The organism is Phytoamicus setariae (genome assembly GCF_016722925.1).
Lineage (GTDB): Bacteria > Pseudomonadota > Alphaproteobacteria > Rhizobiales > Rhizobiaceae > Rhizobium_E > Rhizobium_E setariae.
Genome location: NZ_JAEQNC010000015.1, coordinates 13306 through 39509 on the forward strand (window position 1 = coordinate 13306; position 26204 = coordinate 39509).

Annotated in this window: 27 protein-coding genes; 18 read left to right on the plus strand and 9 right to left on the minus strand. The window is 59.7% G+C overall.

Features of this window, described 5'->3' with window-relative positions; genetic code table 11:
• Positions 1–13: 13 nt before the first annotated feature.
• The 4 genes from JJB09_RS21865 (at position 14) to JJB09_RS21880 (ending at position 3791) form a co-directional block, all read left to right on the plus strand.
• Positions 14–1615: an MBL fold metallo-hydrolase gene (locus JJB09_RS21865; RefSeq protein WP_343229073.1), complete on the plus strand. Its 1602-nt coding sequence runs from the start codon at positions 14–16 to the stop codon at positions 1613–1615.
• Positions 1616–1730: 115 nt separating this feature from the next.
• Positions 1731–2084 carry a YciI family protein gene (locus JJB09_RS21870; protein WP_201663215.1) on the plus strand — a complete coding sequence of 118 codons (354 nt, stop codon included), beginning with the start codon at positions 1731–1733 and terminating at the stop codon, positions 2082–2084.
• Positions 2084–3334 (plus strand): RNA polymerase sigma factor, encoded by a 1251-nt coding sequence (locus JJB09_RS21875; protein WP_201663216.1) that lies wholly within the window; start codon positions 2084–2086, stop codon positions 3332–3334. Before JJB09_RS21870 ends, JJB09_RS21875 begins: the two co-directional genes overlap by 1 nt.
• A 43-nt stretch (positions 3335–3377) precedes the next feature.
• On the plus strand, positions 3378–3791 hold the full coding sequence (locus JJB09_RS21880; RefSeq protein WP_201663217.1) for an iron chaperone: 414 nt from the start codon (positions 3378–3380) through the stop codon (positions 3789–3791).
• Here the strand turns inward: JJB09_RS21880 and JJB09_RS21885 are convergent.
• Together JJB09_RS21885 and JJB09_RS21890 are read right to left on the minus strand one after the other, a co-directional pair.
• Positions 3772–4413 (minus strand): LysE family translocator, encoded by a 642-nt coding sequence (locus JJB09_RS21885; RefSeq protein ID WP_201663218.1) that lies wholly within the window; start codon positions 4411–4413, stop codon positions 3772–3774. The two genes, JJB09_RS21880 and JJB09_RS21885, sit on opposite strands and share 20 nt — an antisense overlap.
• A gap of 5 nt (positions 4414–4418) precedes the next feature.
• Entirely contained in the window at positions 4419–5288 is an 870-nt protein-coding gene (locus JJB09_RS21890; RefSeq protein WP_201663219.1) for an SDR family NAD(P)-dependent oxidoreductase, read from the minus strand.
• A 199-nt stretch (positions 5289–5487) separates the two neighbouring features.
• Between JJB09_RS21890 and JJB09_RS21895 the strand changes: the two genes are divergently transcribed.
• On the plus strand, positions 5488–6711 hold the full coding sequence (locus JJB09_RS21895; protein ID WP_201663220.1) for an argininosuccinate synthase: 1224 nt from the start codon (positions 5488–5490) through the stop codon (positions 6709–6711).
• A 43-nt stretch (positions 6712–6754) separates the two neighbouring features.
• Here JJB09_RS21895 and JJB09_RS21900 read toward each other — a convergent pair whose 3' ends face one another.
• Together JJB09_RS21900 and JJB09_RS21905 are read right to left on the minus strand one after the other, a co-directional pair.
• The gene (locus JJB09_RS21900) at positions 6755–8011 is read right to left on the minus strand and encodes a multidrug effflux MFS transporter (protein WP_201663221.1); all 1257 of its coding nucleotides are present in this window, start codon (positions 8009–8011) and stop codon (positions 6755–6757) included.
• Positions 8008–8496 carry a MarR family winged helix-turn-helix transcriptional regulator gene (locus tag JJB09_RS21905; RefSeq protein ID WP_201663222.1) on the minus strand — a complete coding sequence of 163 codons (489 nt, stop codon included), beginning with the start codon at positions 8494–8496 and terminating at the stop codon, positions 8008–8010. Before JJB09_RS21905 ends, JJB09_RS21900 begins: the two co-directional genes overlap by 4 nt.
• Positions 8497–8661: 165 nt before the next feature.
• On the opposite strand from JJB09_RS21905, the gene JJB09_RS21910 reads away from it, so the two are divergent.
• From JJB09_RS21910 to JJB09_RS21925, 4 genes are all read left to right on the plus strand, one after another.
• The gene (locus tag JJB09_RS21910) at positions 8662–10725 is read left to right on the plus strand and encodes a M3 family metallopeptidase (protein ID WP_201663223.1); all 2064 of its coding nucleotides are present in this window, start codon (positions 8662–8664) and stop codon (positions 10723–10725) included.
• A gap of 143 nt (positions 10726–10868) precedes the next feature.
• Positions 10869–11285 (plus strand): hypothetical protein, encoded by a 417-nt coding sequence (locus JJB09_RS21915; protein ID WP_201663224.1) that lies wholly within the window; start codon positions 10869–10871, stop codon positions 11283–11285.
• Between the two features lie 136 nt (positions 11286–11421).
• Positions 11422–13254, plus strand: a complete 1833-nt coding sequence (gene typA, locus JJB09_RS21920) for a translational GTPase TypA (RefSeq protein WP_201663225.1) — start codon at positions 11422–11424, stop codon at positions 13252–13254.
• 201 nt (positions 13255–13455) lie between these two features.
• Complete coding sequence (locus tag JJB09_RS21925; protein WP_201663226.1) at positions 13456–13965, plus strand: GNAT family N-acetyltransferase; 510 nt, start codon at positions 13456–13458, stop codon at positions 13963–13965.
• Positions 13966–13970: 5 nt separating this feature from the next.
• On the opposite strand, the gene JJB09_RS21930 is transcribed toward JJB09_RS21925, so the two are convergent.
• Positions 13971–14600 carry a hypothetical protein gene (locus JJB09_RS21930; protein WP_201663227.1) on the minus strand — a complete coding sequence of 210 codons (630 nt, stop codon included), beginning with the start codon at positions 14598–14600 and terminating at the stop codon, positions 13971–13973.
• Positions 14601–14772: 172 nt separating this feature from the next.
• Here JJB09_RS21930 and ppa point away from each other — a divergent pair, with 172 nt between their 5' ends.
• Positions 14773–15312 (plus strand): inorganic diphosphatase, encoded by a 540-nt coding sequence (ppa, locus tag JJB09_RS21935; protein ID WP_201663228.1) that lies wholly within the window; start codon positions 14773–14775, stop codon positions 15310–15312.
• Here ppa and JJB09_RS21940 read toward each other — a convergent pair whose 3' ends face one another.
• Both JJB09_RS21940 and JJB09_RS21945 read right to left on the minus strand, forming a co-directional pair.
• On the minus strand, positions 15313–15618 hold the full coding sequence (locus JJB09_RS21940; protein WP_201663229.1) for a DUF167 family protein: 306 nt from the start codon (positions 15616–15618) through the stop codon (positions 15313–15315). It lies immediately after the preceding gene.
• Positions 15615–15905 (minus strand): YggT family protein, encoded by a 291-nt coding sequence (locus JJB09_RS21945; protein ID WP_246748885.1) that lies wholly within the window; start codon positions 15903–15905, stop codon positions 15615–15617. The genes JJB09_RS21940 and JJB09_RS21945 overlap by 4 nt, the downstream gene beginning before the upstream one ends.
• Positions 15906–16042: 137 nt before the next feature.
• Between JJB09_RS21945 and JJB09_RS21950 the strand changes: the two genes are divergently transcribed.
• Positions 16043–17296, plus strand: a complete 1254-nt coding sequence (locus JJB09_RS21950) for an MFS transporter (RefSeq protein WP_201663231.1) — start codon at positions 16043–16045, stop codon at positions 17294–17296.
• Between the two features lie 91 nt (positions 17297–17387).
• On the opposite strand, the gene secA is transcribed toward JJB09_RS21950, so the two are convergent.
• Entirely contained in the window at positions 17388–20102 is a 2715-nt protein-coding gene (gene secA / locus JJB09_RS21955; RefSeq protein ID WP_201663232.1) for a preprotein translocase subunit SecA, read from the minus strand.
• Between the two features lie 240 nt (positions 20103–20342).
• Between secA and JJB09_RS21960 the strand changes: the two genes are divergently transcribed.
• From JJB09_RS21960 to JJB09_RS21980, 5 genes are all read left to right on the plus strand, one after another.
• Positions 20343–21200, plus strand: a complete 858-nt coding sequence (locus JJB09_RS21960) for a peptidylprolyl isomerase (RefSeq protein WP_425523762.1) — start codon at positions 20343–20345, stop codon at positions 21198–21200.
• A gap of 102 nt (positions 21201–21302) precedes the next feature.
• Complete coding sequence (argJ, locus tag JJB09_RS21965; protein ID WP_201663233.1) at positions 21303–22544, plus strand: bifunctional glutamate N-acetyltransferase/amino-acid acetyltransferase ArgJ; 1242 nt, start codon at positions 21303–21305, stop codon at positions 22542–22544.
• Complete coding sequence (locus tag JJB09_RS21970) at positions 22525–23301, plus strand: GNAT family N-acetyltransferase (RefSeq protein ID WP_201663234.1); 777 nt, start codon at positions 22525–22527, stop codon at positions 23299–23301. The genes argJ and JJB09_RS21970 overlap by 20 nt, the downstream gene beginning before the upstream one ends.
• A 1-nt stretch (position 23302) precedes the next feature.
• On the plus strand, positions 23303–23719 hold the full coding sequence (mutT, locus tag JJB09_RS21975; protein ID WP_201663235.1) for an 8-oxo-dGTP diphosphatase MutT: 417 nt from the start codon (positions 23303–23305) through the stop codon (positions 23717–23719).
• 97 nt (positions 23720–23816) lie between these two features.
• Positions 23817–24131 carry a hypothetical protein gene (locus JJB09_RS21980; protein ID WP_201663236.1) on the plus strand — a complete coding sequence of 105 codons (315 nt, stop codon included), beginning with the start codon at positions 23817–23819 and terminating at the stop codon, positions 24129–24131.
• 54 nt (positions 24132–24185) lie between these two features.
• Here JJB09_RS21980 and JJB09_RS21985 read toward each other — a convergent pair whose 3' ends face one another.
• Positions 24186–25046, minus strand: a complete 861-nt coding sequence (locus tag JJB09_RS21985) for an SAM-dependent methyltransferase (RefSeq protein WP_201663237.1) — start codon at positions 25044–25046, stop codon at positions 24186–24188.
• A gap of 101 nt (positions 25047–25147) precedes the next feature.
• Here JJB09_RS21985 and JJB09_RS21990 point away from each other — a divergent pair, with 101 nt between their 5' ends.
• Both JJB09_RS21990 and grxC read left to right on the plus strand, forming a co-directional pair.
• The gene (locus JJB09_RS21990) at positions 25148–25894 is read left to right on the plus strand and encodes a ComF family protein (RefSeq protein WP_201663238.1); all 747 of its coding nucleotides are present in this window, start codon (positions 25148–25150) and stop codon (positions 25892–25894) included.
• Positions 25895–25946: 52 nt separating this feature from the next.
• A complete protein-coding gene (gene grxC / locus JJB09_RS21995) occupies positions 25947–26204 on the plus strand; it encodes a glutaredoxin 3 (protein WP_201663239.1) in 258 nt (85 codons plus the stop codon).

Genomic DNA, 26204 nt, shown 5'->3' on the forward strand with positions numbered 1-26204 from the left:
GGAGGATTGAACCGTGGACAGCAGCGATCAGAAGGACCCAATTATCCGCTTCTTTGGCGCAGCCGGAACGGTTACCGGCTCGTGTTTCATGGTCGAGATACCTGGGCTGAAGCTGTTGGTCGATTGCGGCATGTTTCAGGGCTCAAAGACAGAGCGCGAGCTCAACTACCGTACGCTCCCCTTCGATCCCGGTCATATCGATGCGGTGATCCTCACTCACGCTCATATCGACCACTCAGGCCTGCTGCCCAAGCTTTATAATGCTGGCTATGAAGGGCCGATTTTCGCCACCCCGCCGACCATTGATTTGTGCGCCGTGATGCTGCCCGACTCCGGCCATATCCAGGAAAGCGAGGTCGAGTATCTCAACCGTCGCAATGGACGGCGCGGGCGCGATATGGTCGAGCCGATCTACACCGCAAAGGACGCTGTCGAGACGCTGACGCTTTTTCGTTCGGTCGAACTCGGCATCTGGCAGGCGGTGGGCCGCAACGCCCGCTTCCGGTTCTGGAATGCCGGTCATCTGCTGGGTTCAGCTTCGGTCGAGCTTGAGGTGACCACGGCGGGCAGGACCACGCGGCTGCTTTTTTCGGGAGATTTGGGGCCGGAGTACAAACTGCTTGAATTCGATCCAGTAGGGCCCGCCGACGTCGACTACCTGATTTGCGAAAGCACTTATGGGGACACCGATCGGATCGATGCGACCAAGGACGGCAGACGAAGGGCGCTGAAAGAGGTGGTCATGGAGGCGCATCATGCCAATGGCGCCTTGCTGATCCCGTCCTTTGCCGTGGAGCGAACGCAGGAGCTTCTCGCCGACCTCGTCTGGCTGATGGAGCGCCGGGAAATACCTGAATGTCCCATCGTTATCGATTCACCACTTGCTACCAAGGCGAGCCGAATTTTCCTGAACTATGCCAGTGAACTCGAAGATGGCGATTTGGTCGTTCACGCCATGCGCGCGCACAATGTACGGTTCACGGAATCGGCGGAGCAGTCGAAGGCCATCGATCAGATGAAGGGCTTTCATATCATCATTGCCGCGAGCGGCATGTGCGAAGCCGGACGGATCCGCTACCGGCTGGCGAACTGGCTGTGGCGCGATGAGGGCACGGTGCTGCTTGTCGGCTACCAGGCCGCAGGTACGCTCGGACGCATTCTTGAGGAAGGGGCCACGATGGTGCGCATTCGCGGCGATGACATCAAGGTTCGTGCCCGCATTCGAACGCTCGATCTTTACAGTGGGCATGCCGACGGTCCCGAACTTGCCGCCTGGGTTCGAAACCGGATGCCGATCGGCAAGGCTGTTTTCCTGATTCATGGTGAAGCTCAGGCTCTCGAGGGAATGCGCAACAGAATTGGCACTATTCTCGATCCGGACAAGATTTTTATACCGCATCTGGATTCGGCCTTTGTGCTTACTGCTGGCGGGATGCGTGATGTTTCGACGCTCGTGCCGCCGCCGCGTATCGATCCCGTTCATACGGGCCAGCGTGATTGGCACAACGACTACCAGTCCTTGCTGCTCGACCTTCAGGAGGAGCTGAAACGTGCAGCCGACGACAAGGCACGTGCCGTCGTGATCCGCAAGGTCAGGAGAGCGCTGGCTGAATAGAGGGTCGAAAGGCCAGCGCGAAATATTTTGCCCTGATCTGTCGATCCGCTAGCATCCCGTTCGTTATCGTTCACCAATCGCACTGAAGCGATCGCATAGCGAAGAGGACGAACCGATGAAATACATGGCTTTGATCTATATGAACCCTGACAATACCACACCGCCGGACTCGCCGGAATTCGGCAAGATGATGGCTGGATACCAGGTCTGCAACGAGACCTACCGGAAGGATGGGGTCTATGTAACAGGGGACGCGTTGCAGCCGGCCACGACAGCAACCACCGTCAAGGTCCGCAATGGCCGGACCGAATCCATGGACGGTCCGTTCGCCGAAACCAAGGAGCAACTCGGCGGGTTCTACATTCTCGATTGTAAGGATCTCGATGAAGCGATCCGTTATGCAGCGATGATCCCGCATGCCGCCAATGGCGCCGTCGAAGTGCGTCCAATCATGGTATTCGACCGCTGATGAACCGGCGCGCGATAGAGGCCGGCTCCGTTCCCGCTGCGATCGAGGCGATCGCGCGCGCCGATGGCGGCCGGCTTCTCTCGCACCTTGTCGGCGACATCAGGGATTTTCAGCTCGCCGAAGACAGCCTCCAGGACGCGCTGGAATCGGCGTTGATCCATTGGGGCCGCAACGGTCTGCCGGCCTCGCCGCAGGGCTGGCTGATGCAGACCGCCCGACGCAAGGCGATAGATCGCTTGCGGCGCGCCAGCAATTTTCGAGTGAAGTCGGTCGAGATCGCGCAATTGATCGAGCTTGAGAACCAGTCGGACGAGGAAGTTTACATGGGCCCCATCGCGGACGAACGGCTCAAGCTGATCTTCATCTGTTGCCATCCAGCGCTTGATCGCAAGACCTGCGTGGCGCTGACGCTGCGCTCGGTCTGCGGGTTGAAGACGGAAGAAATCGCCGACGCCTATCTCGACGGCCATGATGCAATGGCGCAGCGGCTGGTGCGCGCGCGCCACAAGATCACCAAGGCCGGCATTGCCTATGAGGTTCCGGAGCCGGACGGCTGGGCCGAGCGGCTCGAGAGTGTGCTGGCAGTGATCTACCTGACCTTCAACGAAGGCTACGCGTCCGGCAGCGAAGCGCATATCCGGGCCAATCTTTGTGAAGAGGCGATCCGCCTGGGTCGGCTGCTGAAGGATCTTTGCCCCTGGGAAGCGGAGGTCGAGGGGTTGCTCGCTCTGATGCTGCTTCATCACGCGCGGCGTGTGGCGCGGCTTGGGCCATCGGGAGAAATCGTCTCGCTTGAGGATCAAAAGCGAAAACTATGGGACCGCGTGCTGATCGACGAGGGGGCGGCGCTGGTTGATATGGCGCTGCGGCGCGGCAGGGCTGGGCCGTACCAGCTGCAGGCGGCGATCATCGCGTTGCACTCCGAAGCGCCGAGTTTCGGCGAAACAGATTGGCAGCAGATCGCAGCGCTTTATCGCGCGCTTGCAACAACGGCGGAAAATCCGGTCTTCGAGCTAAACCGGATCGTGGCGATCTCCTATGCCGAGAGCGCCGAGCGCGCGCTTTCCATGCTAGGCCCGCTGGCGCAGGCGCTGGCCCAATACCAGCCGTTCCATGCGGTCAGGGCGGACCTGCTTGTGCGTACCGGCGGGCACGAGGAAGCGCGCGCGGCCTACAAATCCGCAATTGCATTGTCACAATCGAACGCAGAGAAATTGTTTCTCGCGGCGAAAATGCAGGCGCTTGGCTAGAACTTAGCGCCGCGTTATTCTGTCGTATAGGAGGGGCTGTGCGATGGACAACAACGTGGCAGCAGACGTCGAAGCCTATCTGGCTGGTATCGAAGAGCCCTTTCGCGGAATGCTGGAACGCATCCGCGCCATCGTCCGGTCTGCGGCTCCCGACGCAGTCGAAGCCATGGCCTATGGAATTCCGACCTTCCGGCTGGATGGAAATCTGGTGCACTATGCTGCCTTCAAGAAGCATTGCTCATTCTTTCCCGGAGCTATCGTCCTGGACGAGTCGCTGAAGGAGGATCTCGCAGGTTTCAAGATCGCCAAGGGCACCATCCAGTTCACCCCCGACAATCCGCTGCCCGACGAACTGGTTCGGAAAATTGTCGCCCTACGCGTCATCGAGAACCGCAATGCTGTTGCCGCCAGGAAAAGCAAAAAGGCGGCACGGTCGACTAACGTGACTGGGTCATGAAGATCTTGACCGCAAACAGCGAGAAGACGCCGGCAAATGTATAGTCGATGCCGCGCAGGACTTTCCGGTTTCGCTGCAGCCAGCTCGACAGCTTTTGTGCCGTGAGCACGATGGCCAGATTGACAGGCGTGCCGATCAGGATGGAAAACAGACCGAGGAAAATCAGTTTGCCGGTCACATGCGGATCGTTGGCGTTGATGAACTGCGGCAGGAAGGTCATGAAGAAGATGATGACCTTGGGGTTGAGCAGATTGGTGAGAAAGCCGGAGACGAAATTCTTCCTGCCGCTGTTGGCAGGGCCTTCAGCGCGCTTGACCGAAAGGCTGGAACCGTGCCGGATCGCCTGCACCGCCAGCCAGACAAGGTAGCCCGCCCCGCCGGTCTTCAGGATCAGGAAGGCCGTCGGGGAGGCGACGATCAGCGCCGATATGCCGAAGGCGACGAGGAAAGTATGGACCACAATTCCGCATGTCGTCCCGAGCACCACCATGGCACCGCCGAGTTTTCCGTCGGTGACGGCGCGGCTGATCGACAGTGTCATGTCGGGTCCGGGCGTGATGGCCAGGAGCGAAGTCGCGATCGCAAAGGCGACGAGCGTGGCGAGATCGGGCAGGAATTCCATTGCTGCTATGCCTTGTTGTCTTGGAGGAATGCCTTGAAGGCTTCGGTGTAGTCCGGATGCCAGCGGCTCAGCGGCGGGCGGTTGTCGATGATATCGTGGGCTGCCCATTCGATGCGCTTTTCGTCAAGCGTTCGCGGCACATCATTGTCGGGGCAAAGTATGTAAAAGTCCTCGTTAGCCAGCGATTCCATCATGAAATCGACCGTCTGCTCCGGTGTCCAGGCCGCTTCAGGCTTGTCCGTCCGTCCATGCGCTGTGAGCCCGGTAAACACGAAACCCGGGATCAGCAGATGCGCAGAAACGGCCGAATTCGGCGTGTTGCGCAACTCGTGCTGCAACGCCTCCGTAAAAGCCTTCACGCCAGCTTTGGCCGTGTTATAGGCCGGATCGCCCGGTGGGGTGGTGATGCCCTGTTTGGAGCCGGTGTTGATGATCAGGCTGCGCTCGCCATGCGCCAGCATCAATGGCGCAAAGACCCGGCTGCCATGGATGACGCCCCACAGATTGACCGCGAATACCTTTTCCCAATTGTCGAGCGGACCGAAAAGCGCGCTGCCGGGCTGTATGCCGGCATTGTTCATCACAACATGGATGTTGCCGAAGCGCGATTTCGCATCCTCGGAGAGCACCTCGATATCGGCAAGGAATGCGACGTCGGTGGGGATCGCGGCAACTGCATCCTTGCCGCGCGGCGCGACGGCAATGACATCATGTGCAGCTTCGGAAAGTCTGTCGCTGCCTAGGTCGGCGAGCACGACGTTAAGACCGAGCGCTGCGAAAGATTTCGCGGCAGCCAGCCCGATACCCGAAGCTGCGCCGGTGATGACGGCCGTGTTGCCGGACTGGAAAACGGGATGAAGCAGGGTGTCAGGCATGGGCGTTTCCAGCATTTTGGGTGGCAAGGTACGATCATAGTTTTTACCGCGAATCCGAAACTTGGCAACTGGGCAATACGACCTGCGGGACTGCTCGGCTGATCGATTGGCGATTCCTCGCGCGCGACAACACTTGCAACTCCCGCCAATAAGGCTAAAAGACCGGCAATCCCATCGTTTCAAGTGACGGAAGATTGCCATGGCGCTCCCCAAAGACGTGAAGAAAGTCGTGCTGGCCTATTCGGGCGGCCTCGATACCTCGATTATCCTGAAATGGCTGCAGACGGAACTCGGTGCTGAAGTCGTGACCTTCACCGCCGATCTCGGTCAGGGCGAGGAACTGGAGCCGGCACGCAAGAAGGCCGAGATGCTCGGTATCAAGGAAATCTTCATCGAGGACGTCCGCGAGGAATTCGTCCGCGATTTCGTCTTCCCGATGTTCCGCGCCAATGCCGTCTATGAAGGCGTCTACCTGCTCGGCACCTCGATCGCCCGTCCGCTGATCTCCAAGCACCTCGTCGAAATCGCCAGGAAGACCGGCGCCGACGCCATCGCGCATGGCGCGACCGGCAAGGGCAACGACCAGGTCCGTTTCGAGCTTTCGGCCTATGCGCTGAACCCTGATATCAAGATCATCGCACCGTGGCGCGACTGGACCTTCAAGAGCCGGACAGACCTGCTTGCCTTTGCCGAGCAGCACCAGATCCCGGTTGCCAAGGACAAGAAGGGCGAGGCGCCGTTCTCGGTCGACGCCAACCTGCTGCACTCCTCTTCGGAAGGCAAGGTTCTGGAAGATCCTGCGGTCGAAGCACCCGAATACGTGCACATGCGCACCATTTCGCCGGAAGCCGCGCCCGACAAGGCGACGATCATCAAGATCGGCTTCGAGAAGGGTGATGCAGTTTCGATCAATGGCGTGCGTCTTTCGCCTGCGACCCTGCTTGCCAAGCTCAACGACTATGGCCGCGACAACGGCATCGGCCGTCTGGATCTGGTCGAGAACCGTTTCGTCGGCATGAAGTCGCGCGGCGTCTACGAGACGCCCGGCGGTACGATTCTGCTTTCGGCGCATCGTGCGATTGAATCGATCACGCTCGACCGGGGTGCTGCCCACCTCAAGGACGACCTGATGCCGCGCTATGCGGAACTGATCTACTACGGCTTCTGGTTCTCGCCGGAGCGCGAAATGCTGCAGGCGGCAATCGACCTCAGCCAGCGCCATGTCGAAGGCGAAGTCACGCTCAAGCTCTACAAGGGCAACGTGATGGTGATCGGCCGCGAGAGCGACAAGTCACTCTATTCCGACAAGCTGGTCACCTTCGAGGACGACCAGGGCGCCTATGACCAGAAGGATGCGGCCGGCTTCATCAAGCTCAACGCGCTGCGGCTGCGCACCCTAGGCAAGCGCAATCTCAAGGGCTGAGGCCGTTTGCGGTCCACTGATGCGGATCGCGGGTACTTATCATTCAGGCGGCGGCGGACATTTCCGCCGCCGTTTTGTATTCTTCGACCAGCTTGTCGGCGTCCAGCAGCGGGTGAGCTCGGATCGCAGCCCGATAGACGAGAAAGCTGATTATGCTGACGAGGCCGAAAGACGGGATCACGGTGGCCATGGCCAGTACCGGCGTGCCGATGGCCGCACAGATCAGCCCGCCGACCAGACCCGAACCCATCTGCACGAAGCCCATCAGCGCTGACGCGGTGCCCGCGATATGCGGGAAGGGGGCGATGGCTGCCGTCATCATCGAGGGGGTGATGAAAGCGATGCCGAAGGCAAAGACCGCCACCGGCACCATGACCGACAGGAAGCCGAGCGGCAGAAGAGCGATCGACAGCGCCACGGCGGCCGATCCGATACCGATCAGCGTCAGGCCCGGTACGATCAGCTGGCTTGCGGTGAAGCGAGCAAGCAACAGGCGTACGGCGACGGAGCCGGCGAAATACATCCCGGACTGCATCAGCATGCCGATACCGAACTGCAACGGCGTGAGGCCGACGCGGTCGATCAGGATGAAGGGCAGGATGGCTGCGAGCGTGTAGAGCACGCCCACCGCGCCGGCGATCACCAGCGTTGCCGAGACGAAGCGGCTATCGGTCAGAACTTCCTTGTAGGCGGCCGTCAGCGGGCCGATCCTGGCCTTGCTGCGATCCGGCACGGAGGTTTCTTCCAGAAAGACATAAGCGATCAGACAGGCAGTGGCCGAAAAGCCCAGCATGACGAAGAAGATCGATCGCCAGCCCGCCAGCCCGAGCGCGATGCTGCCGATCGTCGGCGCGAGGGCGGGGCCGACCGCGAGCATCATGCCGATCAGGTTCATGATCGAGGCCGCCTTGTCGCCGGTAAACTGGTCGCGGACGATAGCGCGAGACACCGTCATGCCGGCCGCGGCGCCGATTCCCTGAATCAACCGTCCGGCGAGCAGCACATGCACCGTCGGCGCAAAGGCCGACATCAGGCTGCCGATCAGATAGATGGCCATGAAAGCCATGGTGACGGGCTTGCGGCCGAAGGCATCGGATAGCGAACCGGCGATGAGCTGCGAAATGGCAAAGCCGCCGAAATAGAGCGACAGAGTCAGCTTGATCATCCCATCGGTGGTTCCGAATGCGCTGACGAGTTCCGGCATGGCAGGCGTATAGAGCGCCATCGAGATCGGTCCGAGCGCTACCAGAAAGGCACCGATAATGCTGGTGCGGGCTTCACTCATGCGGGCAGCGGTCATATCGAGACGGTCTCGCCACCAGCATGCGGCTGCGGTTTGTCGGACAGCAGGGAATGGAGGTTACCACGCACGGTTTTCATTGCGCTGAAGAAGATATCGCGCGCCTGTTCATCAAGGCCGGATTGGATCTCCTCGTAGAGTGCTGCGGATTGTTCGCGCACGGCGACGATCAACCTGTCGGCAGCTTCCGTCGTCGTGACGTTCTTGGCGCGACGGTCCTTCGGATCCGGGTTTCTTTCAACGAGGCCAAGCTTCTCCAGCTTGTCAAGATAGGCGCAGACGGTCATCGGCTCGACGCCCATGCGTTCTGCAATCACGTTCTGCCGGGAGCCTTCGGCGGCTGCCACATAAACGAGGGCACGAGCCTCAGCTGGCGTGACGTCCAGTCCGACGGCGGCGATGCGCCGTTCGAGCGCGGTGCGCAGCAGCCTGGATGTCTCGGTAAAAACGAAGCCGAAGGAATCTGGATTGGCTTTGGATGGCATTTTGGTAGCGTCCAATTATAATAAGCAATACTTATTATATTGCATCTTATCTTTCAAGGTGAAACACGAGATAATTTTGCATGGGGACGCATGCGTGCCATCGCAAAAGCGGCCCGAGTGTCCCTATATAGTCGTTTGATGCGATCTGATTTGCGAGGAAACACGATGTCCGACACCCCGTCCCTGAACCCTCAGATATTCTATTGGGACGGCGAACACGGATTGCCGCGCTTTGATGCGGTCCTTGACAGCGACTTCAGGCCAGCTTTCGACGCGGCGATTGCCGCGCATGAAAAAGAGATCGACCAGATCGCTGACAATGGCCAGCCGGCGACATTTGCCAACACGATCGTTGCTCTGGAGATTGCTGGCGACGAATTGTCCCGCGTCTCCTCGCTGTTCTGGAACAAGGCCGGCGCCGACACCAACGACGCGATCCAGAGCTTGGAGCGCGAGATCTCGCCGGTCATGTCGCGGCATTATTCGAAGATCGGCCAGAACGAGGCGCTGTTCAGGCGCATCGATGCGCTGTGGGAAGCAAAGGATACACTTGGGCTGACGCTTGAGGAAACCCGGGTGCTCGAGCGCCACTGGAAGGGCTTCGTCAAGTCGGGTGCGAAACTGCCGAAGGAGCAGCAGACGCGACTGGCCGCGATCAACGAACGGCTTGCGAGCCTTGGGGCCAATTTCGGCCAGAATGTTCTTGCGGATGAAAAGAGCTGGGCGCTTTACCTGACCAGCGAAGACGAACTGGCCGGTCTGCCGGATTTCCTGCGCGATGCGATGGCAGGCGCAGCCGCCAACAGGGGCGAGAAGGGTAAATTTGCGGTGACGCTGTCGCGCTCGATCATCGAGCCGTTCCTGACATTTTCCGAAAACCGGGCGTTGCGCGAAGAGGCGTTCAGGGCCTGGACGGCGCGCGGCGAAAATGATGGCCCGACCGATAACCGCAGCATCGTCGCCGAGACCCTCGCCCTTCGCGACGAGAAGGCCAAACTCCTTGGTTACGTCAACTACGCGGCGCTGAAACTCGACAATACCATGGCGAAGACCGCCGAACATGTCGACGACCTGTTGATGAAAGTGTGGGAGAAAGCGCGGGTGCGCGCCGAAGAGGAAGAGGCCGATCTTGCGGTGCTGATTGCCGAAGAGGGCAAGAACCATGCGGTGGCGCCTTGGGACTGGCGCCACTATGCCGAGAAGCTGCGCGCGCAGAAATACAATTTCTCCGAAGGCGAGCTCAAGCCCTACCTGCAGCTTGAGAAGATTATCGACGCCTGCTTCGCCGTCGCCGCGCGGCTCTTTGCCATCAAGGCGATACAACGCAGTGACATTGCCGGTTATCATGCCGATGTGCGGGTTTTCGAGATCCGCGATCTCAATGACAACCTGATCGCTCTGTTCCTCGGCGATTATTTTGCGCGCCCTTCCAAGCGGTCCGGTGCCTGGATGAGCTCGTTCCAGAGCCAGCACAAGCTGACGCTGAAGAACGGCACCAAGGGCGAAATGCCGATCATCTACAATGTCTGCAATTTCGCCAAGCCAGCGGAGGGCAAGCCGGCATTGCTGTCGCTCGATGACGCCCGCACGCTTTTCCACGAGTTCGGGCACGCGCTGCACGGCATGTTGTCGAACGTGACATATCCATCGGTTTCGGGAACCGGCGTGTCGCGGGATTTCGTCGAATTGCCCTCGCAACTCTACGAACATTGGCTGACGATTCCGGACGTGCTCAAGGAGTTCGCCTTGCATTTCGAGACCGGCGAACCGATGCCGGAAGCTTTGCTCGACAAGGTGCTGGCGGCGCGCACCTTCAATTCCGGTTTTGCCACGGTGGAATTCACCTCGTCGGCGCTGGTTGACATGGCCTTCCACACCCGGCCGCCGACTGCGGAACCGATGGATGTCGAGCGCGAGGTGCTTGCGAGCATCGGAATGCCATCCTCGATCGTCATGCGCCATCGTACCCCGCATTTCAGCCACGTCTTTTCCGGCGATGGCTATTCGGCGGGATATTATTCCTACATGTGGTCGGAAGTGCTGGATGCCGATGCCTTCGATGCCTTCATGGAAACGGGTGACGCTTTTAACCCGGAAACAGCAAGGAAGCTCAAGGACTGCATTTATTCCGCTGGCGGCTCGGTCGATCCCGAGGATGCCTATAAGGCCTTCCGCGGAAAACTGCCGAGCCCGGACGCGATGCTGAGGAAAAAGGGCCTGGCGGCCTGAGGGGTGGCAGCCGCATGTCCGATCCGTTCGCGTCGTCATGGGAACTGACGGCGCAATGGCGGGAATGCCCTCCCGGTCATGGGTGAGTTCAAGGATTTCGTGGTATGCGTGATGGCGAGCAAGGATCTGTCCGGAAGAGCAATATGCCTGTCATCCTGAGGATCGGTTTGGCTGCCATCCTGCTCGTTCCGGGTCTGATCGGATTGGCGGGCTTTTGCTTCCTGCTCTCGGAGTGGGTGGATCAAGGGTTCGGGTTTGCATCCGACCGCTGGTTGATGGCTCTTTTCGTAATTGCCGCGCTCTGTGCGGTGTCGTTTTCGGTTTTGACCGTCGGAATAATCCTGCGCTTCGCCCGTTGGAAAAAGGCTGCGAAGGCAAGCTTGGTGCTGTCGGTCATCGCCGTTTTGACGATCGTTCTGGGCTACCAGATGCTGCTGGACGCCTTGGGACCTGACGATGCGGAAGGCCCGACAATGGCATTCATCGCATCTGCCGCGGCGTTGATATTGATCGCTGCGCCGCCGTTTCTTCATTGGTTCAGGCATGTCGAGATCAAGTAAATCGGCCGCAAAATGAGGCTGTTCGGCACTTTGTCGTCGTTTTCTCTTTCGCAATCGCAAAAAAGCAGGTAAGAGGCCGCCAAACGAATTGGGCGCCGCCTGCCATTGCCGCGCCAAGAGCTCAGAGATTCAAAACATGAAAATGCGAAATATTGCAATTATCGCACACGTTGACCATGGGAAAACGACACTGGTCGACGAACTGCTGAAACAGTCGGGTTCTTTCCGGGAAAACCAGCGCGTTGCCGAACGCATGATGGATTCCAACGAGATCGAAAAGGAACGCGGCATCACCATTCTCGCCAAGGCGACTTCGGTGGAGTGGAAGGGTGTCCGCATCAACATCGTCGACACGCCCGGCCACGCCGACTTCGGCGGTGAAGTCGAGCGTATCCTGTCGATGGTGGACGGCGCGATCGTACTCGTCGACTCCTCGGAAGGCCCGATGCCGCAGACCAAGTTCGTGGTCGGCAAGGCGCTCAAGGTTGGCCTTCGCCCGATCGTAGCAATCAACAAGATCGACCGTCCGGACGGCCGCCACGAAGAAGTCATCAACGAAGTCTTCGACCTGTTCGCCAATCTCGACGCGACAGATGAGCAGCTCGACTTCCCGATCCTCTACGGTTCGGGCCGCGATGGCTGGATGAACGTCAATCCGGAAGGTCCGAAGGAACAAGGTCTCGAGCCGCTGCTCGACCTCGTTCTGAAGCACGTGCCCGAGCCGAGCGTCGGCGAGGAAGACGGCGCGTTCCGTATGATCGGCACCATCCTCGAAGCCAACCCATTCCTCGGTCGCATCATCACCGGCCGCATCCATTCCGGTTCGATCAAGCCGAACCAGGCCGTCAAGGTTCTGGGTCAGGACGGCAAGCTGATCGAAAACGGCCGTATTTCCAAGATTCTGGCTTTCCGCGGCATCGAGCGCACGGCTATCGAAGAAGCGCATGCTGGCGATATCGTCGCCATCGCCGGTCTTTCCAAGGGCACGGTCGCCGACACGTTCTGCGATCCGTCCGTGACCGAGCCGCTGGTTGCCCAGCCGATCGATCCGCCGACCGTCACCATGTCCTTCATCGTCAACGACAGCCCGCTTGCCGGCACCGAGGGCGACAAGGTCACCAGCCGCGTTATCCGCGATCGTCTCTTCAAGGAAGCTGAAGGCAACGTTGCGCTGAAGATTGAAGAAGCCGAAGGCAAGGATTCGTTCTTCGTGTCCGGCCGCGGCGAACTCCAGCTCGCTGTTCTGATCGAAACCATGCGCCGCGAGGGCTTCGAACTGGCCGTTTCGCGTCCGCGCGTGGTCATGCACAAGGATGAGAACGGTACCCTGATGGAGCCGGTCGAGGAAGTCGTCATCGACGTCGATGAAGAGCATTCCGGCGTCGTCGTGCAGAAGATGTCCGAGCGCAAAGCCGAAATGGTCGAGCTTCGCCCCTCCGGCGGCAATCGCCTTCGCCTGCGGTTCTTTGCACCGACCCGTGGCCTTATCGGCTACCAGTCGGAACTGCTCACCGACACCCGCGGCACCGCGATCATGAACCGCCTGTTCCACGATTATCAGCCCTTCAAGGGCGCAATCGGCGGACGCACCAATGGTGTTCTGCTTGCCAACGGTTCGGGCGAAGCCGTCGCCTATGCAATGTTCAACCTGGAAGACCGTGGTCCGATGATCATCGAGCCGGGCGAGAAGGTCTATGCCGGCATGATCATCGGCATCCACTCCCGCGACAACGACCTCGAAGTCAACGTGCTCAAGGGCAAGCAGCTGACCAACATCCGTGCCGCTGGCAAGGATGAGGCCGTCAAGCTCACCCCGCCGATTCGCATGACGCTCGACCGCGCGCTGTCGTGGATCCAGGACGACGAACTGATGGAAGTCACGCCGAAGTCGATTCGCCTGCGCAAGATGTATCTCGATCCGAACGAACGCAAGCGCCAGGACAAGCTGCGTACGGCCGGTGCGGCCTGATATTGCAAGCCTTTCAGGCACCTAAACTCAAGAACCCGGCTGGAAAGGCCGGGTTTTTTATTTGGATGACGCTCGGCGCTGCTTGCGGCTACGGTTAAAATGGCGTTAACATTTTGCAAATCCTGCAAATGATGTGTGGGAAACTGCCTGAAGAGGGATGAGCCATCTTCCAGTTTCCGAGCGTACGGGTGAAATAGCGTTATGAAGACGTTGTCGATCGAGGTCAGGCGGGCCGAGCCGCGCGATGCGTGTGCCGTGGCGGATGTCCATCGGGCATCGTGGCTGCAGGCCTATAGCGGTCTCATTCCCCACAAGAGCCTGCTGGCAATGCTCGAGAAGCGCGGCGAAAGCTGGTGGCGCCGCGCTGCCGACGGCCCCTCGACGCTGCTGGTGGTGGAAATCTCCGGAAGACTCGTCGGCTATGCGACGATCGGCATCAACAGGGCAAGAGCGCTCAAGCAGGAAGGCGAGATCTACGAACTCTACCTCCTGCCTGAATTCCAGGGCACCGGACTGGGCGGCTATATGTTCCGGGAATGCCGGGCCATTCTGCGAAGCTATGGCTTCAACGGTCTGGCTGCGTGGTGCCTGGAAGACAGCGAAAATGCCGTCACCTTCTTCCGCGCAACCGGCGGCATGGATATTGCCGAAGGGATGGAAGACTTCGGCGGCAAGTCGTTGCGCAAACTCGGCTTTATCTGGCCGAATTGACGGTTCTATTTCGCATCAACGGATGGAAAGACGTAGACGGCTTCGTTCGAGGTTGCGCCCCTTAGCCCGTGGAAGATTGGCCTGTCGCGGCCGCACGTAAAGCCAGCGGCCATCTTGCCGGCAGCTTCACGCGCCAGCTCGTTGGGCTGCGGATTGGCGCGGGCATCGACATAGGCGATAACGCAGCCACGCCCATCCGATGGCTGCGCAACGCGGGAAACCACCAGGACCTGCCCCTCTCGCGCCTTGCTGGGCACTCCAGTCTTCGGATCCAGATTTTCGATGTGGAACCGCACTATGGCAGCAAATGGCGCCCCATCCGCGCCAAGGCGCCATTCCACCTGCTTTCCGATATGGTTGAAGGCCTCGAACGTCTCGTTGGCTTCGTCGATGATGTCCTGACCGATGGGGCCGAAATAGACGCTCTGGCGAAGGTCGCCCTCCTTGAACCAAAGCGCATAGTCCTTGTAGCCTTTGCATTTCATGGACACATAATCGCCGTCCTCGCCAGGCTGGCTTGCCGCCAGCGTCTTGCAATGTTTGAGATCGACGTCGGTGTAGACGCTTTCTGCCGCTTTGACTGGCAGGGCCAGAAAGAGGAGCGGCAGGACGAAAATTGCAAGTCGCGGTACCATGTCAAAACCCCTGATTGATCCGTACATCAGACGTTCCTAACCAGAGCGATATTCTCGCGACCCAATTTGCCGCAGGCCTGCCGTCGGAAGGCCACTTGCGCTAAAGTCCAATATTGTCTTTGCCCGAGAGTTCCTATATCGCAGTGCAAAATTCCTGCACACGGAGGCCCACATGCGTATCGACGCCATTTCCATCGGCAAAAACCCACCCGAAGATGTCAACGTCATCGTTGAAGTGCCCGTCGGCGGCCATCCGATCAAGTACGAAATGGACAAGGAAGCCGGTACGCTGGTGGTGGATCGCTTCCTCTATACGCCGATGACCTATCCCGGCAACTACGGTTTCGTGCCGCACACGCTTTCCGAAGATGGCGATCCGATCGACGTGCTGATCGCTTCGACCCGCCCGCTGGTTCCGGGCTGCGTCATCAATGTGCGCCCGATCGGCGTGCTGATGATGGAAGACAATTCCGGCAAGGACGAGAAGATCATCGCCGTTCCCTCGCCGAAGCTGACGCTGCGCTACGAGAAGGTGCTCGAATACACCGACCTTCCGGAGATCACCGTCAAGCAGATCGAGCACTTCTTCGAGCACTACAAGGATCTGGAGCCCGGCAAGTGGGTCAAGCTGTTCGGCTGGAAGGGCGCTGAAGACGCACGCCGCCTGATCGTCGAGGCGATCGAACGCGCCAAGGCCGAAAAGTCCAAGTAATCAAAGCGACTTTATACGAACAAGCAAATCCTCCGGGTCGCCAGCGATCCGGAGGATTTTTTTACGCGATGTTTCGCCCGAGACGATCGAAACCAGAGATTTTGCGATGCCGAGACGCTTGGCGATCAACGCGATCAGCGCCTTGTTGGCCTTGCCATCCTCCGGCACTGCACTGACGCGTGCCTTGAGCCAGGTTCCGCCGCTGCCATCGTCCTCAATGCCATCAATGGCATCGCGGCCGCCATTCGGCGTCAGCCGCACGGTGAGCCGCACATGGTCGCCATGCGCCTGAACGGCCAACGTCACATTGCCAGCGGATAGAGGTAGTAGACGATCAGCTGCTGGATCAGGTAGATAATGATGAAGACAATGATGGGGGAAATGTCGACGCCACCAAGATCCGGCATGTAGCGGCGGATCGGTTTCAGCACTGGCTCGGTGACGGCGTAGAAGAACCTGCCAAGGGAATTGACGAACTGATTGCGCGAGTTGATGACGTTGAAGGCATAGAGCCACGAAAAGACCGCCGACGCGATCAGGATCCAGATGTAGATATTCAACGCGTACATCAGCGTATTGAGAAGCGGAATCATGTTGGTCTCCGTTTGGACGTTGACAGACATGTAATCATTGGCTCTTTATCGGGCAAGAGCGCGTTGCACCGCGCGAATGTCATGCTTAACGGCCATTTGCGGTTGGCGTGAGGATCTTTTCGAGGAATCCCCCTTCCATGTCGATCACCCAGGCGGACGACCGCTTTGCCGCATTCCGGCATCGCTCCTATACCCTGTTCTTTATCGCCCGGTTCCTGGCCGCTTTCGCAACCCAGATCATTTCCGTCTCCGTTGGCTGGCAGATCTACGCCGTCACCGGCAACGCCCTGTATCTTGGCGCCATCGGCTTCGTTCAGTTCATGCCGGCGCTGTTGCTGATCCTTGTTACCGGTTTCGTGGCCGACCACTATAACCGAAGGGCGATCGTCAGCATCTGCCTGAGCGTCAGTGCGGTCTGTGCACTTGCGCTGCTGTGCCTCACTCTGACGGAGACTTTCTCGCCGTTGCCCGTGCTGATCATCCTGACGATCTTCGGCATCGAGCGGGCCTTCATGGGGCCGGCGGTGCAGTCGCTCGCTCCCAACCTGGTGCCGGAGAAAGATCTGGCCAATTCCTTTGCCTGGAATTCGTCCTCATGGCAGACGGCGTCGATCATCGGCCCGGTCGCCGGTGGCTTGCTGTTCGGCGTCGGTGCCAGCGTGGCTTATTCGGTGGCGCTCGCCTTCATGATCGGCGCGGCGCTGCTGGTCTTCATGATACCCAAGCCCGCACAACGAACGGTGTCTGAACCAAAGAGCTGGGCCTATGTCCTGGCCGGCTTCGAGTTCATCAGCCGTGAGAAGGTCGTGCTCGGGGCGATATCCCTGGATCTGTTTGCCGTGCTGCTCGGAGGAGCGGTGGCGCTGATGCCGATCTTTGCCTCCGAGATCCTTGTGCTCGGGCCTTTGGGTCTCGGACTTCTGCGCGCGGCCCCGGGCGTCGGCGCCATCGCCATGGCGATCTGGCTGGCGACATTTCCGATCAAACAGCATTCCGGCGTGAAAATGTTCATCGGCGTGGCCGTATTCGGAATCGGAACTCTGGTGTTCGGCTTGTCGCAAACTGCCTGGCTGTCGATACTGGCGCTTGCGGTCATGGGCGCGGGCGACATGATCTCGGTCTATGTCCGCGAGACGCTGATTGCATTGTGGACGCCCGACGACGTGCGCGGTCGTGTCAACGCTGTCAATTCGGTGTTTGTCGGCGCGTCCAACGAACTCGGCGAAACACGGGCGGGCTTCATGGCCTGGGCGTTTGGTGCAGTGCCGGCCGTGGTGATCGGGGGGATTGGCACGCTTGCGGTTTCCATTGCCTGGGCGCGCTGGTTTCCATCGTTGCGCAAGATCGACACGCTCGAAGCGCCGACTCCCGAGGAGCGGGCGAGGGCTTGAGGTCCAAGGCCCCAATTCAGTCCAGAAAGATACTGCTGATATGAAAATGCCCCGGAGATTGTCCGGGGCATTGCGTTGGTAAGTGCCTGTCTCAGGCTGTCTGGTAGGCGCCGTGGCAGTGCTTGTACTTCTTGCCGGAACCGCACGGACAAGGCTCGTTGCGGGCGACTTCGCCCCACGTCGAAGGATCTGCCGGATCGCGCTTGACCTCGGTCGCCGCGAAGCTGCCGATTGGGTAACCCTCGCCGAAATCGTCTTCGCCTGTGGTGGCATCGATGTGATGGCCGGCCATGAACGGCAGCTCGTCCGGCGCTGGAGCCTGATGGGCAAGCTCGACGCGCATCAATTGACCGACGACCGTGTTGCGGAGATTGGCAAGCAGCGCCTGGAAGAGTTCGAACGCTTCCTGCTTATATTCCTGCAGCGGATCGCGCTGGGCATAACCGCGGAAGCCGACGACCGAACGCAGGTGTTCGAGGTTGACGATATGCTCGCGCCAAAGGTTGTCGAGCGTCTGCAGCAGCACCGAACGCTCGACATAAGCCATGAGTTCCGGGCCGAAACGTTCGGCCTTTTCCTTCATTTCCTGGTCGGCTGCGGCCTTGATGCGGTTGACGATATCGTCTTCGGCAATGCCTTCCTCGGCAGCCCATTCCTCGATCGGCAGGTCGAGATTGAGGCTTTGCAGGATGTCTTCGCGAAGCGCCTTGACATCCCATTGTTCGGCATAGGCCCGTTCGGGAATATGCTTGCCGGTAAGAACCTGGATGACCTCGTCGCGCATGTCCTCGATGGTCTCGGTCATGCTCTCGGCTTCCATCAGCTCGAGGCGCTGTTCGTAGATCACCTTGCGCTGGTCGTTGAGAACGTCGTCATACTTCAGAAGGTTCTTGCGGATATCGAAGTTGCGCGCTTCGACCTTCTTCTGGGCGCGTTCAAGCGCCTTGTTGATCCACGGATGGACGATAGCTTCGCCTTCCTTGAGGCCGAGCTTCACCAGCATCGAATCCATGCGCTCGGAACCGAAGATGCGCATGAGATCATCCTGCAGCGACAGGAAGAACTTCGAACGGCCGGGATCGCCCTGACGGCCGGAACGGCCACGCAGCTGGTTGTCGATGCGACGGCTTTCATGCCGTTCGGTGGCCAGAACGTAGAGACCACCGGCGTCGAGCGCCTTTTGCTTCAGTACGGCGATTTCTTCGCGGATTGCGGCTTCGCGCGCATCGCGTTCCGGACCCGGCTCGACGTCGGAAAGTTCCTGGGCAATTCGCATGTCGACGTTGCCGCCGAGCTGGATGTCGGTACCGCGACCGGCCATGTTGGTGGCGATGGTGATCCCGCCCGGAACGCCGGCCTGTGCGACGATAAAGGCTTCCTGCTCGTGGTAGCGGGCGTTGAGGACTTGGAAGTCGCTGAAGCCTTCCTTGCGCAGCCGGTCGGCAAGATATTCCGACTTTTCGATAGAGGTGGTGCCGACGAGCACCGGCTGGCCGCGCTTATGCGAATCGAGGATGTCGGCGATGATCGCCTGGTACTTTTCCTCGACGGTCCGATAGACCTCGTCGTCTTCATCGATACGCTTGATCGGCAGGTTGGTCGGCACTTCCACAACGTCGAGGCCGTAGATGTTGCCGAATTCTTCTGCTTCGGTCGACGCCGTGCCGGTCATGCCGGACAGCTTGTTGTACATGCGGAAGTAATTCTGGAAGGTGATCGAGGCGAGCGTCTGGTTTTCGGGCTGGATCTGTACCTTTTCCTTGGCTTCGAGCGCCTGGTGCAGGCCTTCCGAGAAACGGCGGCCTGGCATCATGCGGCCGGTGAACTCGTCGATGATCACCACTTCGCCGTTACGAACGATGTAGTCCTTGTCGCGCATGAACATCTTGTGCGCCTTGAGCGCGTTGTTCACGTGGTGGACGATCGCCACATTTTCGACGTCGTAGAGGGATTCGCCCTTCAGGTGGCCGGCGGCCCGCAACAAATTCTCGAGCTTTTCCGTGCCGGACTCGGAGAAATTGACCGAGCGCTGCTTTTCATCGAGCTCGTAGTCGGACGGCTCCAGTATCGGGATGAAGGCATCGATGGTGTTGTAAAGCTCGGAGCGGTCGTCCAGCGGGCCGGAAATGATCAGCGGCGTCCGCGCTTCGTCGACCAGGATCGAGTCCACTTCGTCGACGATCGCGTAGTTGTGATCGCGCTGGACCATCTGGTCCTTTTCGAACTTCATATTATCGCGCAGATAGTCGAAGCCGAGTTCATTGTTGGTGGCGTAGGTCACGTCGCAGGCATAGGCCGTGCGGCGCTGGTCGTCGTCCAGACCGTGCACGATGACACCGGTGGTCAAGCCGAGGAAGCCATAGACTCTACTCATCGTCGCGGCGTCGCGCTGGGCGAGGTAATCATTGACCGTGACGACGTGGACGCCTTTTTCGGACAGGGCGTTGAGATAGACGGGCAAGGTCGCGACCAGCGTCTTGCCTTCGCCGGTCTTCATTTCGGCGATGCCCTTCTCATGCAGGATCATGCCGCCCTTGAGCTGCACGTCGAAGGGACGAAGCCCGAGCACGCGGCGCGCGGCTTCGCGGGCCACAGCAAAAGCGGGCACGAGCAGGTCGTCCAGCGACTTGCCTTCAGCCAGCTGCTTGCGGAATTCCGCCGTCTTTGCCTTCAGCTGCTCATCCGTCAGAGCCTTGGTCTGAGGCTCCAGCGCATTGATCTCGTCGACGCGGCTCGAAAGTGAACGGATGCGGCGATCGTTGGAAGAGCCAAACAGTTTGCGGGCGAGGCCGCCTAGACTGACCATCTCTATGGTCCTTTCTAATCTTAGTACGTTTGTTCAAACGTGTCGGAGATTCAAGCAAATCTGCGAGTAAACGTTCCTCCGCGCCGAACTATTCGTGTGCGCAAAACTGCGAGACAGATAAGAGTGGGCAATGTTCATGTCAACTCGAACCGGTCGAACGGCCGCTTTTCTGATTGCGTTTTGACCTGAAAAATGCAAATCCCGAACCCGAAAAACGAAATTGTTCGAGATGGTGATAAGATGTTTCGCAAAGGCCTGCTTGCAGCGACTGCTTTGACCGCCCTGATGGCCCTGTCCCAGGCGGCTTCGGCCGAGGACGTCAAGGACCCCGTAGTCGCCACCGTCGATGGCGTCGACGTCAAGAAATCGGACCTGGATCTGGCCGAGGGCAACATTGATCCGCAGCTGGCGCAGCTGCCGCCGGAGCAGAAGCAACTCGCGGCCCTGACTGCGGTGATCGACTCCAAGCTGATCGCCGTCAAGGCGAAAGCCGAGAAGCTCGACGAGACCGAAGAGTTCAAGACCCGGCTGCAGTTCATTCTCGATCGCGAACTGCACAATGCCTACTTCAAGAAGCATGTCGTCGACGTGGTGACCGATGCCGAGGTCAAGGCTCGCTACGACAAGGAAGTTGCCGGCATGCCGAAGCAGCAGGAGGTTCACGCCCGCCATATCCTGGTCAAGACCGAGGATGAGGCCAAGGCAGTGATCGCGGCGCTCGGCGAAGGCAAGGATTTTGCCGAACTTGCCAAAGAGAAGTCTACCGATCCGAACAAGTCGGATGGCGGCGACCTCGGCTATTTCCGCAAGGGCCAGATGGTGCCTGAATTCGAAGCGGCAGCCTTCGAGATGAACAAGGGCGACGTTTCCAAGACGCCGATCAAGACCCAGTTCGGCTTCCATGTCATCAAGGTCGAAGACAAGCGCGATGCGCCTCCGCCCCCTTATGATCAGGTCAAGGACCAGGTTCGCCAGATGATCATGCGCGACAAGTACATGGAACTTCTGAAGGCGTCCAAGGACTCTGCCAAGATCGAGATCCTCGATCCCGCCCTGAAGAAGGGTTATGACGAGGCCAACAAGGCGCCTGCCAAGTAAGCCACTTCGCAAAGGCCGCCCCAACAGGCGGCCTTTCAAGTCATCACCATGTCACGTTCAAACCTTGCTATGGGACAATCAGCGTCCTGAAATGAGGTCACCATGTCGCACGCCGTCTCCCCCCTCGCTCCGAAATCCTTCGCCGAGATGCCCGCCATCGACGGCGTCCGCATGGCCACCGCCGAAGCCGGAATCAAGTACAAGAACCGCACTGACGTGCTGTTGATGGTGTTCGATGAGCCCGCCAGCGTTGCCGGGGTGTTCACCCGCTCCAAGTGCCCATCGGCTCCAGTCGATTTCTGCCGCCAGAACCTGCCGTCTGGCCGTGCGCGCGCCGTCGTCGTCAATTCGGGCAACGCCAATGCCTTCACTGGCAAGAAGGGCAAGGCCGCGACGGAGCTGACGGCGAAATCCGCCTCCGAAGCCGTGGGATGCGCGATGAGCGATGTCTATCTCGCTTCGACCGGCGTGATCGGGGAGCCGCTCGACGCCACCAAGTTTGCCGGCGTGCTGGGCGACATGAACGGCCGCGCGACCGGCGATTTCTGGTTCGAGGCCGCCAAGGCCATCATGACCACCGATACCTACCCGAAGGTGGCGACGCGTTCCGCCAAGATCGGCGACGTGACGGTGACCATCAACGGTATCGCCAAGGGTGCGGGCATGATCGCGCCTGATATGGCCACCATGCTTTCCTTTGTCGTCACCGATGCGGATATTGCGCCGGGTGCGTTGCAGGCGCTACTTTCGAAAGGTGTCGGTCCGAGCTTCAATTCGGTAACAGTCGACAGCGACACGTCGACGTCCGATACCTTGATGCTGTTTGCCACCGGGGCTGCCGCAAAACGCGGGCAGAAGAAGATCGATAATGCCACGGCAGCAGAGCTTGCCGATTTTGCCAAGGCGCTCGACGGTCTGCTGCTCGATCTTGCCCATCAGGTCGTCTGCGACGGCGAAGGTGCCCGCAAGATGCTGGAGGTGACTGTCACCGGTGCGACCAGCGACGAGAGCGCCAAGAAGATCGCGCTTTCGATTGCCAATTCGCCGCTGGTGAAAACGGCGGTCGCCGGCGAGGATGCCAATTGGGGCCGTGTCGTCATGGCCGTGGGCAAAGCGGGCGAGCCGGCCGATCGTGACCTGCTTGCCATCAGCTTCGGCAATGTTCGCGTCGCTGTCGACGGCGAGCGTGATCCGGATTATTCGGAAGCAGCCGCAAGCGCGGTCATGAAGGAAGCGCGGATACCCGTCACAGTCGATCTCCGCCTGGGTACGGGACGGGCGACCGTCTGGACCTGCGATCTCACCAAGGAATATGTCGAAATCAATGGCGACTACCGTAGCTGACACTGCTTTAACCCGGCTGCCATATGTGCGGCGGCTGGAGGCGGCCGGCTTTCGCGCATGGCCGGCCTCGAAGGTGACTTTCGACGGCGCCTGGCAACTCCGCCTCACGCCTGGCCATCCCTCCAAGCGACTGAACTGCCTCGTGCCGCTGGACCCTTTCGATGCAAACAATATGCCTGCCCGGGTCTTGGCGGCATGTTCGGCATTCGAGGCGCAAGGGCTGAAACCTGCAATCCGCCAGTCACCGCTTTGCCCGCCGGAATTGCCGGCAATCTTGACGCGTGAAGGTTGGGTACGTCGCCACGAAACGCTGGTGCTGGCGGCAGACCTCGAAAAGATCGAGCTTGGCGGTGGCATGGATCACCTGCCCACCCGCGATATCCAGCGCTTTTCGGAAGCCTGCGTGCGCATTGACGACCGTGAAACGACGGCACCCGTTCTTGCCGGCATTATCAGTTCCATCCAACCGACCGCCGGGCTTTTCCTGATGGAAGGCCCTGCAGGGCCGACTGCCGTGGGTATCTGTGTACAGGACAATGACCTGGCAGGGCTGCAGCAGTTGGTCGTGGCGCCGGCCATGCGTCGCCAGGGTTTGGGTCGGGAAATCGTCACCGCAGCACTTCGCTGGGCAAAGCTGCGTGGCGCACGCTACGGCTGGCTGCAGGTGGTCGCGGAAAACCATGCGGCGCTTGCGCTTTACGAGGGGCTCGGCTTTGCCAAGGTCTATGACTACGCCTACTGGCAGAGAGGTGACTGACATGCCGGAGACGAACAAGCGCATGCTTCTGGTCGCCGCCTGCGCGCTGATCGATGCCGATGGAAGAATTCTTCTCAGCCAGCGCCCGGAAGGCAAGTCGCTGGCGGGACTGTGGGAATTTCCAGGTGGCAAGGTAGAGGTTGGCGAGACGCCGGAAGAGGCGCTGATCCGCGAGCTGCGCGAGGAGCTCGGCGTGGAGACGAAAGTTGCGTGTCTTGCACCGCTGACTTTCGCCAGTCACACCTATGACGATTTCCATCTGCTGATGCCGCTCTATATCTGCCGCCGCTACGAAGGCATCGCCCGCGGGCTTGAAGGGCAGGCGATCAAGTGGGTGCGGGCGAAGGATCTCCGCAACTATCCGATGCCCCCGGCGGATGATCCGCTTGTGCCATTTCTGGTCGATCTTCTGCCATGAATATGCGGAAATAACGATCTGTTAAGAGTTCGTTTAGCACCCTGTGCCAATTATCAATCCGGTAACCAAACTGGAATGACTACAGGGTTGATAAAAAATGGACGATGAATTCTGGAAATCGCCGGGCGAGCAGGAATTTGTTGGCGAAAAATCCAATCGGATCGGTGCCGTCAACATGGCGCTGCTGTTCGGAACCGCAGCTATTGCCCTGTCTCTTATCCTGACACCCTTGCTCACGACCGACAAGGATCGGATGGAAGCCAGCACGATGGGCTACGATGATATCAAGACCGGATCGATTCCCACCGAAGACGGCAAGATAAAGCGTTACACGATCCGCCGTAGCGTACTTCAGGATAATCCCGGTGAAGTATGCATCATCGATCAGGACCGCAACCGCAACGGTTGCTGACAGCCGCTTGTGGCAAATAGGTATGAACAAGCGCCCTACGGGGCGCTTTTTCGTTCAGTTCGATCTTGGCTTCAGGACGTCGGCGAGGCTGACTTTGGCAGACCCCGGCTTCAGCGGCTTCTGCTGGCTTTCGTGTGGCGCCCAGCCGGAGAGATAGATAATCGAGAAGGTCGCGCGGATGCGGCCGTCCGGATCTGAATAGCGTTCGCGGTAAAGTTCGGCGGCCTCAAGAAAGAAGCGGCGCGAGACCGGCCGCGACGAGCGGGCTTTCAGCATGTTGGTCATGCCGAAGGCGCGCAGGTCGCGCATCAGGTCGAACAGGGAATCATAGCGTACGGTATAATTATCGACATCGGCCACCGGCAGGGCGAGGCCGGCACGTTGCAGCAGCCCGCCCATCGCGCGCACTTCGCCGAAGGGAATGACGCGGGGGCTTGCGCCGCCATAGAGGCGGGTCTCGGTGCTCAGCAGCACATCGTTGAGCTCGGCAAGCGTGCCCGCGCCCGGCAGGGCAGCGAGCAGAAGCCCGTCTGCTTTGAGGCTGCGCTGGATGCGGATCAGGCTGCCCGGCAGGTCGTTGACCAAATGCAGGAACAGCGGCGCCAGAACCAGGTTCTGCGACCGGGGCTCGAGCGGTACGTCCTCGAAAGTTTCCACGACGCGGCCATCATCACGCGGCAAGACATCGACGACCGTCAGGTTGCCGATCTTGCCGGTTTTCAGGCACTCTCGCGCGACAGCGCCCGTCGCCCCGAAGAGTTCGGCGGCGTCATCGAAATGACGCTCTACCACCGACAGACGCATGGCAAGTTCCTCGGCGGCAATGTCCATCAGGAAGCCGGCCTTCGGCTCGTAGCTTGCAGCTGCCCGCTTGCGCCTGGCAACCGCCAGTTCGGGGTCGATCAATATGTCCATTCGCTTCGATGCCTTTTCATGTCGCCGTCGCAAAGTCATCAAACATGCGCTAATGTCAAGAAATGGGCGCAGGGAAGCAGCCGGATAGCGAAGGAAAGGCGATGTTTGCGGTCGACCATCTGGCCGCAATGTTGCGTCGTGCCGGCGATTTTCTATTTCCGCCTGCTTGCGCGGGCTGTGGTCGCATGCTGGCAAGCCATGGCGCCGTCTGCCAGCGTTGCTGGCAGTCCATCGCCTTCATCGAACGACCTTACTGCCAGGTGCTCGGCATCCCCTTTTCGCACGATCTCGGCGAAGGCTTTCTTTCTGCGGAAGCGATCGCCAATCCGCCGGAGTTCGATCGGTTGCGTTCGGTCTGCGCTTTCGATGCCGCGGCGCGGTCCCTGGTGCACGCGCTCAAGTACAGGGACCGGACGGAGCTGGCACCGATGATGGCGGGCTGGATGGCGCGCGCCGGCAAGGAGCTGCTTGCCGATTGCGATGTACTCATACCCGTGCCGCTGCATACGCGCCGCCTGCTGTCGCGCCGGTTCAACCAGGCGGCGGAACTGGCCTTCGCAGTCTCCCGGCAGACCGGCAAGCCGATGTTGGCTACGGCTGTCCGCCGGACGCGCAATACTGCTCACCAGGTCGGGCTCGGGCGGGCGGGTCGCGAGGACAATGTGCGCGGCGCCTTCACCGTTACGGTCAATGGCAAGCAAGAGGTGATGGGAAAGCGGATTGTGCTGATCGATGACGTCTACACGACTGGAGCCACGGTCTCGGCCATCGCCCGCGCGCTCAGGCGGGCAGGTGCTGCAGACATTGCGGTTTTGACCTTTGCAAGAGCTCTGCCGGACACTATATGAAATTGAAATGACAGGCTGAAAGGTCCTGATCGTGCCTTCAACGGAGAACAGAATGGCGTCCGTCATCATCTATACCAGACAGTTCTGCGGTTATTGCGCAGCGGCAAAGTCGTTGCTCGAAGCAAAGGGCGTCGACTACATCGAGCACGATGCGACCGGCAAGCCGGAGCTGCGCGCCGAGATGATCGACAAGTCGCATGGCCGCAACACCTTCCCGCAGATCTTCATCGATGCAGCGCATATCGGCGGTTGCGACGATCTGCATGCACTCGAACGGTCGGGCAAACTCGACCCGATGCTGGCGGCATGA

Bases quoted from the DNA above. Each gene is read 5' to 3' on its own strand.
- JJB09_RS21880 (WP_201663217.1), top strand. From the start codon at position 3,378: ATGGACAACAACGTGGCAGCAGACGTCGAAGCCTATCTGGCTGGTATC.
- JJB09_RS21960 (WP_425523762.1), top strand. From the start codon at position 20,343: ATGTTTCGCAAAGGCCTGCTTGCAGCGACTGCTTTGACCGCCCTGATG.
- secA (WP_201663232.1), bottom strand. From the start codon at position 20,102: ATGGTCAGTCTAGGCGGCCTCGCCCGCAAACTGTTTGGCTCTTCCAAC.
- JJB09_RS21930 (WP_201663227.1), bottom strand. From the start codon at position 14,600: ATGGTACCGCGACTTGCAATTTTCGTCCTGCCGCTCCTCTTTCTGGCC.
- JJB09_RS21985 (WP_201663237.1), bottom strand. From the start codon at position 25,046: ATGGACATATTGATCGACCCCGAACTGGCGGTTGCCAGGCGCAAGCGG.
- JJB09_RS21950 (WP_201663231.1), top strand. From the start codon at position 16,043: ATGTCGATCACCCAGGCGGACGACCGCTTTGCCGCATTCCGGCATCGC.
- JJB09_RS21895 (WP_201663220.1), top strand. From the start codon at position 5,488: ATGGCGCTCCCCAAAGACGTGAAGAAAGTCGTGCTGGCCTATTCGGGC.
- mutT (WP_201663235.1), top strand. From the start codon at position 23,303: ATGCCGGAGACGAACAAGCGCATGCTTCTGGTCGCCGCCTGCGCGCTG.
- JJB09_RS21925 (WP_201663226.1), top strand. From the start codon at position 13,456: ATGAAGACGTTGTCGATCGAGGTCAGGCGGGCCGAGCCGCGCGATGCG.
- JJB09_RS21990 (WP_201663238.1), top strand. From the start codon at position 25,148: ATGTTTGCGGTCGACCATCTGGCCGCAATGTTGCGTCGTGCCGGCGAT.
- JJB09_RS21870 (WP_201663215.1), top strand. From the start codon at position 1,731: ATGAAATACATGGCTTTGATCTATATGAACCCTGACAATACCACACCG.
- JJB09_RS21885 (WP_201663218.1), bottom strand. From the start codon at position 4,413: ATGGAATTCCTGCCCGATCTCGCCACGCTCGTCGCCTTTGCGATCGCG.
- JJB09_RS21900 (WP_201663221.1), bottom strand. From the start codon at position 8,011: ATGACCGCTGCCCGCATGAGTGAAGCCCGCACCAGCATTATCGGTGCC.
- JJB09_RS21905 (WP_201663222.1), bottom strand. From the start codon at position 8,496: ATGCCATCCAAAGCCAATCCAGATTCCTTCGGCTTCGTTTTTACCGAG.
- ppa (WP_201663228.1), top strand. From the start codon at position 14,773: ATGCGTATCGACGCCATTTCCATCGGCAAAAACCCACCCGAAGATGTC.
- argJ (WP_201663233.1), top strand. From the start codon at position 21,303: ATGTCGCACGCCGTCTCCCCCCTCGCTCCGAAATCCTTCGCCGAGATG.
- JJB09_RS21945 (WP_246748885.1), bottom strand. From the start codon at position 15,905: ATGATTCCGCTTCTCAATACGCTGATGTACGCGTTGAATATCTACATC.
- JJB09_RS21875 (WP_201663216.1), top strand. From the start codon at position 2,084: ATGAACCGGCGCGCGATAGAGGCCGGCTCCGTTCCCGCTGCGATCGAG.
- grxC (WP_201663239.1), top strand. From the start codon at position 25,947: ATGGCGTCCGTCATCATCTATACCAGACAGTTCTGCGGTTATTGCGCA.
- typA (WP_201663225.1), top strand. From the start codon at position 11,422: ATGAAAATGCGAAATATTGCAATTATCGCACACGTTGACCATGGGAAA.
- JJB09_RS21970 (WP_201663234.1), top strand. From the start codon at position 22,525: ATGGCGACTACCGTAGCTGACACTGCTTTAACCCGGCTGCCATATGTG.
- JJB09_RS21910 (WP_201663223.1), top strand. From the start codon at position 8,662: ATGTCCGACACCCCGTCCCTGAACCCTCAGATATTCTATTGGGACGGC.
- JJB09_RS21890 (WP_201663219.1), bottom strand. From the start codon at position 5,288: ATGCCTGACACCCTGCTTCATCCCGTTTTCCAGTCCGGCAACACGGCC.
- JJB09_RS21915 (WP_201663224.1), top strand. From the start codon at position 10,869: ATGCCTGTCATCCTGAGGATCGGTTTGGCTGCCATCCTGCTCGTTCCG.
- JJB09_RS21980 (WP_201663236.1), top strand. From the start codon at position 23,817: ATGGACGATGAATTCTGGAAATCGCCGGGCGAGCAGGAATTTGTTGGC.